Below are 13,619 nucleotides of genomic sequence, written 5' to 3' on the forward strand. Positions count from 1 at the left end.
GATTCCTCTCTTATTTTCATTAACTAAAATGCCTTTTAATAAAACCGCTTGTACCCTTCGAAGTGCTGACTCCAGTAAGGGTTGCTTAGGCTGTTAATCTTTACGCCATCGGATTCGGCGCTGATGAATTGGTTGTTGCCCAGGTAGATGCCTACGTGGGAGATGCCAGATGTGTAGGTGTTTTCGAAAAAGACGAGGTCACCTAATTCTGGTTTGTTGACATAGAACGACCGGTTGTAATAGCCTGCTGCGGATTGGCGGTCGATGGATTTGCCTGCTTTGTTGTAGGCGAAATAAATATAGCCACTGCAGTCGAAGCCGCTTGTTGTTGACCCGCCCCATGCGTATGGAACGCCGCTTTGTGCTTTTGCTGTGCTAATTAGCTTGCTTACGTTATAGCTGGCGCTTGATGAGCTGCCAGAGCTTGATGAACCGGAACTCGCACTAGATCCGGATCCAGATCCTGTGCTTGCATTGATATTCAGCTTCTGCCCAACAATAATCAGGTCAGATTTCAGTCCATTCCACTTTTTCAAATTCGCGACGGTGACGCCGTTCTTGGATGCGATACCTGATAATGTATCACCGGATCGTACGGTATGAACCGATGATGCACTGACCTTGCCGCTTCCTTTTTTCGAACCGGAAGAGCTGGAGCCGCTTGATCCTTTTGAACTAGATGAAGCGCCATTTTTCGATACGACAAATGTGTTGCCTGGATAGATGAGTGTTGTATCAAGATTGTTCCACTTCATTAGATCGGATAAGGATATATTATGTTTGATCGCGATACCTGATAGGGTGTCCCCTGATTTTACGGTATATGTAGTAGATTTATTAGTTGATTGTTTATTAGTTGATTTAGACGATGACGTTGAGCTGGATGATTTCTTGGTTTTGCCCGTTTCCAGTACTTGCTTTGGAAAGATCATGTCACTTGTCAAGCTGTTGACCGATTTCAAATGGGAAACCGTGGTGTTATACTTTTGAGCGATGGCCCATAGCGAGTCCCCACTTTTTACTTTGTAGGAAGCTGCTTCTGCTTCATCAGCCACGAAAAATGCCGATGCGATAACGGCGCTCGCTGATACGGACATTAGAATTTTTTTGTTCGCCAATTCCTTACCCCTCTCACAAGAAAAATTTACTAGTTATGGCATAATTATAGCAATTACGGCAAAAATTTAATAGATTAATAGTACATTTGTAATGGTATTGTAATATAAGCGAGAATTTACTCGAAGTCTTGTAAAAAAGGTATACAGATCATTCTGGCTTTGTGTTATAATTCCGAATGTATATTGAAATCATTAATAGGTATTTAACCTTACGCAGTTTGTAAAAAAAGATAGATGGAGGTACCTGCATGGAGGAGACAATTTCCCTCAAAGAAATATTTGAGGTCATCAAGAAGCGGATATTGCTTATCATGTCATTAATCGTTGTTGCGGCTTTGATTAGTGGGGTGGTCAGTTATTTTGTATTGACGCCAACCTATGAATCGAAAACACAATTTATCGTCAATCAGGGTGAACAAGAGAAGGCTGTACAGTATGACGTCAATGAAATAAAGACGAATGTGGAACTGATCAATACATACAACGTCATTATTAAGAGTCCGGCTATTTTGTCAAAAGTAATCGAGGATTTGAAGCTGTCCCTCACACCCGAGCAGCTGGAAAAGAAGTTGGATGTCACCAGTGCGGAGAATTCGCAAGTGGTGACGGTGACGGTGACGGACCCGGATCCGGAACTGGCAACGAAAATGGCGAACACAACGGTTGGCGTGTTCCAAGATGAAATTCCCGAGCTAATGAATGTCGATAATGTCAAAGTCCTGTCGGAAGCAGTAACGAAAGCGGATCCAGTACAGGTAAGTCCAAAGCCAATGCTGAATATTGCCATTGCGGTTGTCTTAGGTGCGATGGTAGGTGTTGGACTGGCCTTCTTGCTGGAGTATTTGGATAACACGATCAAGACGGAGGATGATATTGAACGTAAACTTGGTGTTCCGATCCTGGGTGTCATCAGTCACATTGATGATAAGGAAATAAGGACTGGACATTTCCAGCCGACAGTAGAGCGGACGAAACGGGGGGCATATAATGGCACGCAAAAAAGGTCAATCTAAAAACAGCAAAAACAGACATTTAATTACAAAATTAAATCCGAAGTCACCTGTTTCCGAGCAATTTCGGACGGTTCGGACCAATTTGCAGTTTGCGTCCGTTGATGAAGCTTTAAAAACTATTCTCGTGACATCATCGGGGCCATCGGAAGGAAAGTCATCGTCCATTGCCAATCTTGCCGTCGTCTATGCGCAACAAGGGAAAAAGGTATTGCTCGTCGACGCAGATATGCGCAAACCGACTGTTCATTATACGTTCCGCCTGGATAATTTATCAGGGCTAAGCAATTACCTTGTCGGAGAGGGAGCGCTGGCTGATGCCATTTCCGAAACGGACGTCATGGATTTGGATGTCATTACCTGTGGGCCAATCCCGCCAAATCCATCGGAACTATTGGGATCGAAAAAAATGGAACGATTTATCCAAGAGGCCGGGGAATCCTACGATGTGATCTTGTTTGATACACCGCCTGTCCTAGCCGTAACGGATGCGCAGATTCTTGCCAATCTATGTAATGGCTCTCTATTAATTGTAAGAAGTAAACAAACCGAACTAGAACCAGCGAAGAAGGCGATTGATGTTTTACAATCGGCTAAAGCGAAGTTTCTGGGCGTTGTATTGAACGACCAGGAGAAGAAGGAATCGAATTACTATTACTACTACGGAAAAAACTAGAACAGTTGCCCTGCTACCATTGGCAGGGTGTTTTTCTATTTAAAATGTCTGTGGTTACTGGAAGGGATATTTCGGAAACGCCGACTAAGTGATCGGGAACAAACGCTAATGGGTCGAAAACGCGGGAAGACGATCAAGAAACACTGCTCCGCCCTATAAACGCAGGGTAGATTTCTCTTTACAGGTCTGATTTCATAGGAATTATCATCAATGGGTATTTTTTACTATTCGGTGTATTGAAAATGGAAGTCAACGTGAATGCTGCTCTAGATAACTGTTATCAAAAGGAGAGTGGGAACATGATTGATATACATTGTCATATCTTGCCGGGAATGGATAATGGGCCGGGAACGATGCAGGAGACCTTAACAATGGTAGAAATGGCACATAATCAAGGGATTCACACGATTATTGCTGCGCCACACCATCGAAATGGCAGTTATGAGAATGAAAAAGAAGCCATTTTGGGTGCGGTGGACTATGTTAATGCCAAATTACGGGAGCAGCAGTTGGATGTTTTGATTTTGCCTGGACAAGCGATCTTCATGTATGCGGAGCTTGTCCGTGACTTGGAACGGGGGCTTTTATTGCCGCTGAATGAAACATCTGGTTATGTACTGCTGGAGCTGCCAACGACCCATGTGCCAGCGTTTGCTTCTGAGGTTGTGTTTGCTATGCAAATTGCGGGGTATAAACCGGTGCTTGCCAACCCGGAGGAAAATAAAGAATTACGCGCCAATCCAAATGTGTTATATGAATTGGTTCGTCAGGGTGCGCTTACGCAAATTAGTGCGGAAAGTGTAACAGGTACAGCAGGGAAGAAAACGCAGAAATGGGTGCTGCAAGTACTGGATGCCGGGCTTGCGCATTTTGTTGCTTCGGGGGCGTATGATGGCCAGAAGCGGCGTATCCAGCTGCAAGCGGCATACAAAGCAATCAAAAAACACGCTGGTTCGTCCGTTACCGAGCAATTGATGGCTAATTGCGAATTGCTGTTGCAAGGCGAACCGATTATTCGTGATGCACCAACCCGGTTGAGTACGAAAAGGCGTTTCTTCTAAAAACGTACTTTTTTCAAGCTGTATAGGTTAATTTTGTGACAAAATCTGCTATAATGAGTGTAATTAACAGGAAATTCGCACTAGTAGAAGGGGGTGGAGTGGATGATTGATATACATTGTCATATTTTGCCGGGGATTGATGACGGTGCACAAACGATTGAGGATAGCCTGGCAATGGCCGAGGACGCGGTGAATCAGGGGATCCATACGATTATTGCGACACCCCACCATCAAAATGGACGTTATACGAATGTGAAATTGGATATTCTGACGTATGTCAAACTCTTTAATGAACGCTTACAGGAGGAAAATATCCCATTGACGATCTTGCCTGGACAGGAGACGCGGATCAATGGCGAGGTGATCACAGAACTGGAAAACAACATTGTACTGCCATTGAATGAAACGAGCAAATATGTGTTTGTCGAGTTCCCGTCCAGTTCGGTACCACGCTATTCCAAGCAGATGCTATTTGATATTCAAGTCGCCGGCTACACACCAATCATCGTGCATCCAGAACGAAACCAGGCGATTGCCGAGCATCCGTCGCTTTTATATGAGTTTGTGCAAAAGGGAGCATTGTCCCAGGTGACGGCGGCGAGTCTGGTCGGCAAGTTTGGGAAAACGATTCAAAAGTTCTCGCACCAGCTTGTTGAGGCGAATCTTGCGCATGTGATTGCATCGGACGCACATAATACAACGACACGGGGATTTGCATTAAGCGAAGCCTATCAAGCGGTGCAGGATCAGCATGGGAGTGACGCGTTTTATATGTTTGTAGAAAATGCCCAATTTATATTGGACAATCAGAATCTGATCAAATACGAACCAGAGCCAGTGAAACGGAAAAAGATTCTGGGGATTTTTTAATGTTCCAGGCCGACGTTAAGCCGTTTAAGGACATGCAAAGTTAAGGGTATACATAATTTTGTATGGCATGTTTGGTATAGTGTAGGTGACAGATGATGGTGAGGGGCGATTTTGTGATTCGTGTGTTAATAGTAGAGGATCAGCGGCTGTTTCGTGAAGGGATTCAAGCATTGATTAATGACACAGAGGATATCCATGTGATCGCCATGGCGGCAAATGGGAAAGAGGCTCTGGAGCAGATTGAGAAACTGCAACCGGACGTCGTGTTGATGGATATTCATATGCCCGCGCTCGATGGCATTCAAGCGACGGCAAAAATCAAACAACTGCACCCAACCGTTAAAGTCATCCTTTTAACGACTGCGGCCGAGGAGGATATGGTGATCCGGGGAGTCACTGTTGGTGCGGACGGATTCTTGTTAAAAGAACTGTATCCGGACACACTGCGCCGAACGATTCGCGAAATATACCGCGGTGAAGTCGTGCTTTCCGGCGAAGTAGCTTACATACTGGCAACCAGAATCAGGGAACTGTCGCTAAACAAGAAACAGATTCTAGCCAAACGATTAGAGAATCAAGGCTTGCTTTTAACCAATCGAGAGCTGGATATCGCCTATCTGCTAATGGACGGGAAATCGAACAAACAAATTTCCCAGAAACTATTTATTGGTGAAGGCACGGTAAAAAATTATATTAGTGTATTATACCATAAGTTCGGAACTCGTAATCGGAACGAGGCGATGACGTTTCTGAAATCCGTGTTGGCAATTCATTAAATTATGACTTTTTTAGGTGAAATTCACTAAAAAAGTGACCGTGACTTTAGTATGATGTGTAAGTGCGTTATTTGATGGCCATGTTTTTATGTCTACTAATCCGTATTCTCGGCGAATGCTGTCCACGGCTAATATAGAATTGTGATGAATGGTTGTTACGATCTAGTAGCAGGTATTCATTGCAATTCTACATGCAAAGAAAGGAGATGGCCTATTGACGTATCGAACAAGATTGGGCTTACTCATCCTGCTAGATTCCATCATCGTTTCGTGTGCCATTTTCGTGGCGGTATGGGTTGTCTATCCAACACTTGACATGCTGGACATGCCTGCACTTGTGATTAGCGCGATTGCACTATTAATCTTTCATCATATCTTTGCGTTTGTTTACAAGTTATATAACAAAGTGTGGGCCTATGCCAGTGTCGGTGAGTTAAAAGCCATTGTCAAAGCAATTACCTTATCGATTATATCGGCAGGAATTGTGCAATATGTAGTCAATGACTTTCATTTGTATAAACGTGCTTTAATTGTGACCTGGCTGCTGCACATTATTTTAATTGGCGGCTCCCGATTTATGTGGCGCATTTTCCGCGATCGATACATAGCAACGAACACCGATAAGAAGCGGACGCTGATTGTGGGTGCTGGATCGGCAGGGGCGATGATTGCCCGGCAGCTTAGGAATGACTCGAACAATGCGGAATTATCGCCCGTTGCGTTTGTCGATGATGATCTATCCAAGCAAAAAATGCAATTATATAATCTTCCGGTAGCCGGGATCGTCAAAGATATTCAACAGGTTGTTACGGACATGAATATTGAGCATATCGTGATTGCGATTCCGTCGTTACGTAATGGTGCTTTGGAGAAAATTGTTGACGAATGTAATAAAACCAACGCACGTGTGCAAATGATCCCGAAAATTGAGGACTTGATGACTGGGAAAGTTTCGGTCAGCCACCTAAAAAATGTCGAGGTGGAGGATTTATTGGGACGCGAGCCGGTGAAGCTGGATATTGATGCGATCTCCCAATATGTAACAGGCAGTACGGTCATGGTTACCGGTGCAGGCGGATCGATCGGTTCGGAAATCTGCCGGCAGCTGATGCGGTTTAGCCCTGGGAAACTATTACTCGTTGGTCATGGAGAATTTAGCATTTATTCCATTGATATGGAACTGAAGCAAAACTACTATGACACGGAAATAGAAATTATACCAATTATAGGTGATGTACAGGATCGAGAACGTATCTTTGACATAGTTGAGCAGCATCGACCGGCAATTATCTATCATGCGGCAGCACATAAACATGTCCCATTGATGGAATATAATCCACATGAAGCCGTAAAGAACAATGTCATCGGCACGAAAAATGTCACGGAAGCAGCCGATACATTTGGTGTTAAAACGTTTGTCATGGTATCGACCGACAAAGCGGTCAACCCAACCAACGTGATGGGCGCAACGAAACGAGTCGCCGAAATGATCGTGCAGCACATGGCGCAGCGAAGCAAAACGAAATTTGTCGCGGTTCGATTTGGTAATGTGCTCGGCAGCCGTGGTAGTGTGATTCCGTTATTTAAGAAACAAATCGAAAGCGGTGGTCCAGTTACGGTAACTGATCCAGAAATGACCCGCTATTTTATGACGATTCCAGAAGCTTCCCGATTGGTTATCCAGGCTGGAACGCTTGCTAGCGGTGGCGAAATCTTTGTGCTGGATATGGGCGAGCCGGTGAAAATTGTTGACTTGGCACGAAACCTTATTAAACTATCAGGGTATACAGAAGAAGAAATTCCAGTTGAATATATGGGGAAACGACCGGGTGAAAAGATGTACGAGGAACTGCTTAGCGATAAGGACGTTCACCCTGGCGAGGTTTACGAGAAAATCTATGTTGGACGGACGGGAATGGTGGAAGCAAATCTATTTCTTTCCTTGCTTGATCAGTTTGAGGCCTATTCTGTGGGCGATTTGAAAGCAGAATTATTACGAATTGCACATACGGAGCAAACGGAAATGGTAGCGAATGGCTCATAATTAAAATTATATGAAGGGAAGCGTGCGGAATGAAAACAATCAAAAAAGCGATTATTCCAGCTGCGGGGCTGGGAACGCGATTCCTACCGGCAACAAAGGCGATGCCAAAAGAAATGCTGCCGATTGTGGACAAACCAACCATTCAATATATTATTGAAGAAGCGATTGAATCCGGTATTGAGGATATTATTATTGTGACCGGTAAAGGGAAACGTGCGATTGAGGATCACTTTGATAATAACTTTGAGTTGGAAGATAACCTTGTTAAAAAAGAAAAGTTTGAGATGTTGGAAAAAGTAAAGCAACCTTCCCAAGTTGATATTCATTATATTCGCCAAAAAGAGCCTAAAGGTCTGGGACATGCGGTCTGGTGTGCACGGAAATTTATTGGCGATGAGCCGTTTGCTGTTCTTTTGGGTGATGATATTGTTCGAACAACGGGCGATTTGCAACCTGTATTAAGGCAGTTGATTGATCAGTTTGAGGAGACGCAATCTTCCATTGTTGGTGTGCAGCAGGTTCCCTCTGAAGAAACACATCGGTATGGGATTGTTGATCCACTGACAATTGAGGGTAGAAGGTATCAGGTGAATGGTTTTGTGGAGAAACCTGCACAGGGAACGGCTCCATCGAATCTTGCAATTTTGGGTAGATATGTGTTTACTCCGGAGATATTTGGTTTTCTAGATAAGCAAGAGATTGGTGCTGGTGGGGAGATTCAGCTTACTGATGCGATTCAGAAGTTGAATGAGATGCAGAATGTGTACGCTTATGATTTTGAGGGTAAGCGGTATGATGTTGGGGAGAAGTTGGGCTTTGTGAAGACGACGGTGGATTTGGCTTTGGAGAATGAGGAAATTAGGGATGAGTTGTTGGCGTTTTTGGTAGGTAAAATTGAGGGGAATAAGGTAGGTATTTAAGGTTTGAATACGTATATTTTGATTAAGATTGTTTCCAGTAGTTAAAGCCTCTACTTTTTAGGGGCTTCTTGATTTGGTTTTAGGTGATGTCTCTTTAGCTTTTTTAACAGGATCCTAACTGTGCTATGCCGTGGGATTGAATACCCCATATATATTAAAGTTCATATATTGGTGATATTTAGTGGTTTAGTAGTTGATTGGAAAGAGAATACAATATTCCTATTAAGTCCTAATCTACTAAAGAGCAAATTTTAAGGAGTGTAGCTAAATGTATATGAAGGTTAAAAGACTGATAGATATAATTCTTTCTTTAATAGGGCTTATTGTATTATCACCTGTTTTTTTAATTCTAATCGTTGCTATTATGATTGATTCAAGAGGTCCGGTTCTTTTTAAACAAAAGCGTGTTGGAATCGATAAGACACATTTTAATATCTTGAAATTCCGCACTATGAGGATAGATACCCCTAAAGACACTCCAACCCATTTATTAGGAAACGCAGAACAATACATTACCAAAATGGGGAAGTTTTTAAGAAAGACTTCACTTGATGAGCTTCCACAGATTTGGAATATTTTTGTGGGTCAAATGAGTATAATTGGACCTAGGCCAGCACTATGGAATCAGTTTGATCTGATAGCTAAACGTGATAAGTACGGCGCCAACGATGTACCGCCAGGGTTAACCGGTTGGGCACAAATTAACGGTAGGGATGAAATTCCTATTGAAATTAAGGCTAAGTTGGATGGAAAGTATGTTGAGAATATTAGTCTATGGATGGATATTAAGTGCTTCTATGGGACCATCGTAAGTGTTATAAAGAGTAAAGGTGTTGTTGAGGGTGGGGCTGGAGTTACCTCTAAAGAAGAAATAACTAATAGCAAGGAGCGTAGCTCAAAATGGTAAGAATACTAATAACGGGTAAATATAGCTATGTTGGAACAAGTTTAGAAAAATGGCTAGGGAATTTTTTTGGTAGATATTCAATAGACACAATTAGTTTAAGAGATGGATCGTGGAAAAAAAAAGATTTTTCAATGTATAATGTTGTATTTCATGTAGCTGGTATAGCGCACATAAAAGAAACAAAAAAAAACGAGAAACTTTATTACGAGGTGAACCGCGACTTAGCTTATGATGTAGCTACAAAAGCAAAGAGTGATGGTGTTAAGCAGTTCGTATTTTTAAGTTCCATGAGTGTTTATGGAATGGAAAGTGGAGTGATTAATAAAAAATCTACACCTAATCCCCAAACTAATTATGGTAAGTCTAAGCTTCAGGCAGAGGAACTAATAAATTCTTTAGATGGCGAAGGGTTTAAAATCGCTACTATTCGTCCACCAATGATTTATGGTAGAAAGTGTAAAGGTAATTATAGCAAATTATCAAAACTTATAATGAAGGTTCCAATTTTTCCGGATATAAAAAATAAACGGAGTATGATATATATAGATAACCTCTGTGAATTTATAAAGTTGATAATTGATAACCATAGTAGCGGATTATTCTTTCCGCAAAATACAGAATACGTATGTACAAGTGAATTGGCTAGGAACATAGCCGCTGTGCATAAAAAAAAAATTTGGTTTACAAAAATTTTCAACCCTTTTATAAAATTGATTAAAACTGGCACGGTACAAAAAATATTTGGAGATTTGGTTTATGAAAAGGGCATGTCTCAGAATAAAGAGAGTTATGCGATTATTAGTTTCCATGATTCGGTTAATGCGAGCGAAAGTAGGGAGAATGATGAGGTATAAATCAAATGTGAAAGAAGACTTGGTATCAATTATAATACCTACATATAATAGTGGCGAATTTATAGGTAGGACACTAAATACTGTATTAGCACAAACTTATCAAAACTGGGAAGTAATAATAGTTGATGACTGCTCTACAGATAATACCGAGGAAATAGTTAATAATTATAAATTAAAAGAACCTCGAATCAATTATTATAGGTTGGATAAAAACTCTGGTGCGGCAATTGCCAGGAACAAAGCTGTTAACTATGCATTAGGTAGATACATTGCATTCCTTGACAGTGATGATTTATGGTTTCCAGAAAAACTAACAAAACAAATTACTTTTATGAAAAGTAATAATTATACTTTTACCTGCACTAGCTATACGAAAATTGATGAAAAGGATAATTATCTTAATCGTGTTATCAATGCAACAGTTGAAAGTGATTATGATGGAATTTTAAAAAGAAACCCTGGTAATTCAACTATAATATATGACTCCAATGTTTTAGGGAAGTTCAAGATTCCTGATATAAGGAAGAGAAATGATTATGTAATGTGGTTACAGGTAATAAAAAAGGCCAAATATCTTTATGGTATTAAGGAACCATTGGGGAGTCACAGGATTAGGACTGGCTCGTTATCCCAAAAAAAGCTAAATTTAGTAGGTTATCATTGGAAAGTTTATCGCGAGATAGAGCAATTGTCGATAATTAAATCAAGTTATCTAATTATGTATTGGGTTGTTGCAACAGTTTTTAAATTGAGGTAAAGGGGCATTCAAGACAATGAAAATCACAATTGCTGGAATAGGATACGTAGGGTTATCAAATGCTATTTTATTAGCCCAACACAATGAAGTAATAGCCCTTGATATTATTGAAGAAAAGATTAACATGATAAATAACAAAAAATCACCTATTATTGATAAGGATATTGAAGGATTTTTAACAAAAAAAAAGTTAAATTTACTTGCAACAACGAATAGTTACAAGGCATTTAAAGATGCTGAATATGTTATTATTTCGACACCAACAAATTATGACCCCGACAAGAATTATTTTAATACCAGAACCGTTGAAGCAGTTATAGCGAATGTACTCTCAATTAATCCAAATGCTGTTATGGTAATTAAGTCAACAATTCCGGTGGGTTATACAGAAAAAATAAAAGCGAAGTTTGAAACAAAAAATATTTTATTTTCCCCTGAATTTTTGAGGGAAGGAAAAGCTCTTTATGATAATTTATACCCATCAAGAATTGTAGTTGGAGAACAATCAGAAAGGGCCAAGAAGTTTGCAGATTTGTTAGTTAAAGGGGCTTTTAAAAAAGATTCCCCTGTATTATTAACAAATTCAACGGAAGCTGAAGCTATAAAATTATTTGCAAATACTTATCTAGCAATGCGGGTCGCTTTTTTTAATGAGCTTGATTCTTATGCAGAAGTAAGAGGGTTGGATACAAAACAAATTATTGATGGGGTAGGACTTGATCCCCGGATTGGTAATCATTATAATAACCCATCCTTTGGCTACGGGGGTTACTGCTTACCAAAGGATACGAAACAGTTATTGGCAAATTATGCGGATGTTCCCAACAATATAATGACAGCAATTGTTGATGCAAATAGAACAAGAAAAGACCATATAGCAGAAATGATTATTAAAAGGAATCCGAAAGTTGTTGGAATTTATAGACTTACTATGAAAATGGACTCGGATAACTTTAGACAATCGGCTATTCAAGGTATTATGAAGCGAATTAAAGCTAAGGGTATTGAAGTTATTGTATATGAGCCGGCTTTACATGAGGACAAATTCTATAATTCTACAATCATTAGCGAATTTAAAGAGTTTAAGAAGTTGTCAGATGTAATAGTAGCAAATCGGTTGTCTGATGAACTAAATGATGTAAAGGATAAGGTATATACAAGGGATTTGTTTAGCAGAGATTAATAAATTTTGAATGTAATTAGGGAGGAAAAAAAGTGACATTATTTAATGACTTAATAAATAGAAAGGAAAAAATTTCTGTAGTAGGATTGGGTTATGTTGGGATGCCGTTAGCAGTTAAGTTTGCTAATAAGACCGAAGTTATTGGTTTTGATTTAAATAAAAAAAAGATCGAATTGTATAAATCCGGAATAGATCCTACAGGTGAAGTAGGAAATGATGTTATAAAGAATACTACAATAAAATTCACGTCCGATGAAAGTAGTATAAAGGAAGCTAAATTCCATATTGTAGCAGTTCCGACGCCCATCAACTTAGATAAAACACCTGATCTTGCACCTGTTGAAGGAGCAAGCACTATTATTGGTCGTAATTTAATTAAAGGATCGATTGTGGTTTATGAATCGACAGTTTATCCAGGTGTCACGGAGGGGATTTGTATTCCTATACTTGAGAGGGAATCAGGGTTAAAATGTGGAGTTGATTTTAAAGTAGGATATTCACCAGAGCGGATTAACCCTGGAGATAAAGTTAATAAGCTTGAAAAAATTATAAAGATAGTATCCGGAATGGATAACAAAAGCTTAGAAGATATTTCCAAAGTTTATCAATTGGTAATTAACGCTGGTGTGCATAAGGTGAGTTCTATTAAAGTAGCCGAAGCAGCCAAAGTTGTAGAGAATAGTCAAAGAGATATAAATATTGCTTTTATGAATGAACTTGCTATAGTGTTTGATCGTATGGGAATAGACACAAAAGAAGTTGTAGAAGCTATGAACACAAAATGGAATGCTCTTAGGTTCTATCCTGGTCTAGTTGGTGGACATTGTATAGGCGTAGACCCATATTATTTCGTTTATGAAGCTGAAAGATTAGGTTATCATAGTCAAATTATAATGTCTGGAAGAAAGATCAATGATGGTATGGGTAAGTTTATTGGAGATGCTATTATAAAAAAATTAATCTTGGCAAATAAAGTTGTAAAGCAGGCTAAAGTAGTTATTCTTGGAATTACTTTTAAAGAGAATTGCCCAGATATAAGAAACTCCAAAGTTGTAGATATACTTTCAACACTAAATGAGTATGGTATTAACCCTATTGTAGTGGACCCGCAAGCCTCTGAAATTGACGCTAAACACGAACTTAATATTAATTTAGTTGGACTTGAAGAAGTAAGAAATGCGGATTGTGTAGTATTTGCTGTTGCTCATGAAGAGTTTAAGAATATGGAATGGGAACAAATTGACGGTTTGTATGGTGAATATGCTCAAAGTGAGAAGATATTAATAGACGTTAAGAGCATTTTTGACAAAAATGAAATCGAAGAAAAAGGTTATAGTTATTGGAGACTATAATATATTTAATTCAAACTTTTACTAATTTAGAGTGCCTAAATAGAAAATTACTATATTTTACTTTAGTCGCCATTTAGGAGGGATAGAAAGG

General features: G+C 39.8%; 13 protein-coding genes. 12 read left to right on the forward strand and 1 reads right to left on the reverse strand.

What is annotated here, in order from left to right; genetic code table 11:
- Nucleotides 1–35: 35 nt before the first annotated feature.
- On the reverse strand, nucleotides 36–1,118 hold the full coding sequence (locus tag WMZ97_RS12225) for a C40 family peptidase (RefSeq protein WP_343272373.1): 1,083 nt from the start codon (nucleotides 1,116–1,118) through the stop codon (nucleotides 36–38).
- Between the two features lie 248 nt (nucleotides 1,119–1,366).
- On the opposite strand from WMZ97_RS12225, the gene WMZ97_RS12230 reads away from it, so the two are divergent.
- The 12 genes from WMZ97_RS12230 to WMZ97_RS12285 all read left to right on the forward strand — a co-directional run bounded on the left by WMZ97_RS12230 (nucleotide 1,367) and on the right by WMZ97_RS12285 (nucleotide 13,528).
- The gene (locus WMZ97_RS12230) at nucleotides 1,367–2,131 is read left to right on the forward strand and encodes a YveK family protein (RefSeq protein ID WP_343272374.1); all 765 of its coding nucleotides are present in this window, start codon (nucleotides 1,367–1,369) and stop codon (nucleotides 2,129–2,131) included.
- The gene (locus tag WMZ97_RS12235) at nucleotides 2,106–2,804 is read left to right on the forward strand and encodes a CpsD/CapB family tyrosine-protein kinase (protein WP_343272375.1); all 699 of its coding nucleotides are present in this window, start codon (nucleotides 2,106–2,108) and stop codon (nucleotides 2,802–2,804) included. Before WMZ97_RS12230 ends, WMZ97_RS12235 begins: the two co-directional genes overlap by 26 nt.
- Before the next feature lie 299 nt (nucleotides 2,805–3,103).
- Complete coding sequence (locus WMZ97_RS12240; RefSeq protein WP_343272376.1) at nucleotides 3,104–3,865, forward strand: tyrosine-protein phosphatase; 762 nt, start codon at nucleotides 3,104–3,106, stop codon at nucleotides 3,863–3,865.
- Nucleotides 3,866–3,967: 102 nt separating this feature from the next.
- Nucleotides 3,968–4,735 carry a tyrosine-protein phosphatase gene (locus tag WMZ97_RS12245; protein WP_343272377.1) on the forward strand — a complete coding sequence of 256 codons (768 nt, stop codon included), beginning with the start codon at nucleotides 3,968–3,970 and terminating at the stop codon, nucleotides 4,733–4,735.
- A 113-nt stretch (nucleotides 4,736–4,848) separates the two neighbouring features.
- The gene (locus tag WMZ97_RS12250) at nucleotides 4,849–5,511 is read left to right on the forward strand and encodes a response regulator transcription factor (RefSeq protein WP_343272378.1); all 663 of its coding nucleotides are present in this window, start codon (nucleotides 4,849–4,851) and stop codon (nucleotides 5,509–5,511) included.
- Nucleotides 5,512–5,725: 214 nt separating this feature from the next.
- A complete protein-coding gene (locus WMZ97_RS12255) occupies nucleotides 5,726–7,555 on the forward strand; it encodes a polysaccharide biosynthesis protein (protein WP_343272379.1) in 1,830 nt (609 codons plus the stop codon).
- 29 nt (nucleotides 7,556–7,584) lie between these two features.
- Nucleotides 7,585–8,475, forward strand: a complete 891-nt coding sequence (gene galU / locus WMZ97_RS12260) for a UTP--glucose-1-phosphate uridylyltransferase GalU (RefSeq protein WP_343272380.1) — start codon at nucleotides 7,585–7,587, stop codon at nucleotides 8,473–8,475.
- Between the two features lie 268 nt (nucleotides 8,476–8,743).
- Complete coding sequence (locus WMZ97_RS12265) at nucleotides 8,744–9,382, forward strand: sugar transferase (protein ID WP_343272381.1); 639 nt, start codon at nucleotides 8,744–8,746, stop codon at nucleotides 9,380–9,382.
- The gene (locus WMZ97_RS12270; protein WP_343272382.1) at nucleotides 9,376–10,236 is read left to right on the forward strand and encodes an NAD-dependent epimerase/dehydratase family protein; all 861 of its coding nucleotides are present in this window, start codon (nucleotides 9,376–9,378) and stop codon (nucleotides 10,234–10,236) included. Before WMZ97_RS12265 ends, WMZ97_RS12270 begins: the two co-directional genes overlap by 7 nt.
- A complete protein-coding gene (locus WMZ97_RS12275) occupies nucleotides 10,223–10,993 on the forward strand; it encodes a glycosyltransferase family 2 protein (protein WP_343272383.1) in 771 nt (256 codons plus the stop codon). The genes WMZ97_RS12270 and WMZ97_RS12275 overlap by 14 nt, the downstream gene beginning before the upstream one ends.
- Nucleotides 10,994–11,009: 16 nt before the next feature.
- A complete protein-coding gene (locus tag WMZ97_RS12280) occupies nucleotides 11,010–12,176 on the forward strand; it encodes a nucleotide sugar dehydrogenase (protein WP_343272384.1) in 1,167 nt (388 codons plus the stop codon).
- A 32-nt stretch (nucleotides 12,177–12,208) separates the two neighbouring features.
- Entirely contained in the window at nucleotides 12,209–13,528 is a 1,320-nt protein-coding gene (locus tag WMZ97_RS12285; protein ID WP_343272385.1) for a nucleotide sugar dehydrogenase, read from the forward strand.
- Nucleotides 13,529–13,619 lie beyond the last annotated feature (91 nt).

The organism is Lentibacillus songyuanensis (genome assembly GCF_039548255.1).
Classification (GTDB): Bacteria; Bacillota; Bacilli; order Bacillales; family Amphibacillaceae; genus Lentibacillus_C; species Lentibacillus_C songyuanensis.

Excerpts from the sequence above, each read along its gene's own strand:
- WMZ97_RS12230 (WP_343272374.1), top strand. The coding sequence starts at position 1,367 with ATGGAGGAGACAATTTCCCTCAAAGAAATATTTGAGGTCATCAAGAAG.
- WMZ97_RS12235 (WP_343272375.1), top strand. The coding sequence starts at position 2,106 with ATGGCACGCAAAAAAGGTCAATCTAAAAACAGCAAAAACAGACATTTA.
- WMZ97_RS12240 (WP_343272376.1), top strand. The coding sequence starts at position 3,104 with ATGATTGATATACATTGTCATATCTTGCCGGGAATGGATAATGGGCCG.
- WMZ97_RS12245 (WP_343272377.1), top strand. The coding sequence starts at position 3,968 with ATGATTGATATACATTGTCATATTTTGCCGGGGATTGATGACGGTGCA.
- galU (WP_343272380.1), top strand. The coding sequence starts at position 7,585 with ATGAAAACAATCAAAAAAGCGATTATTCCAGCTGCGGGGCTGGGAACG.
- WMZ97_RS12265 (WP_343272381.1), top strand. The coding sequence starts at position 8,744 with ATGTATATGAAGGTTAAAAGACTGATAGATATAATTCTTTCTTTAATA.
- WMZ97_RS12270 (WP_343272382.1), top strand. The coding sequence starts at position 9,376 with ATGGTAAGAATACTAATAACGGGTAAATATAGCTATGTTGGAACAAGT.
- WMZ97_RS12275 (WP_343272383.1), top strand. The coding sequence starts at position 10,223 with ATGATGAGGTATAAATCAAATGTGAAAGAAGACTTGGTATCAATTATA.
- WMZ97_RS12280 (WP_343272384.1), top strand. The coding sequence starts at position 11,010 with ATGAAAATCACAATTGCTGGAATAGGATACGTAGGGTTATCAAATGCT.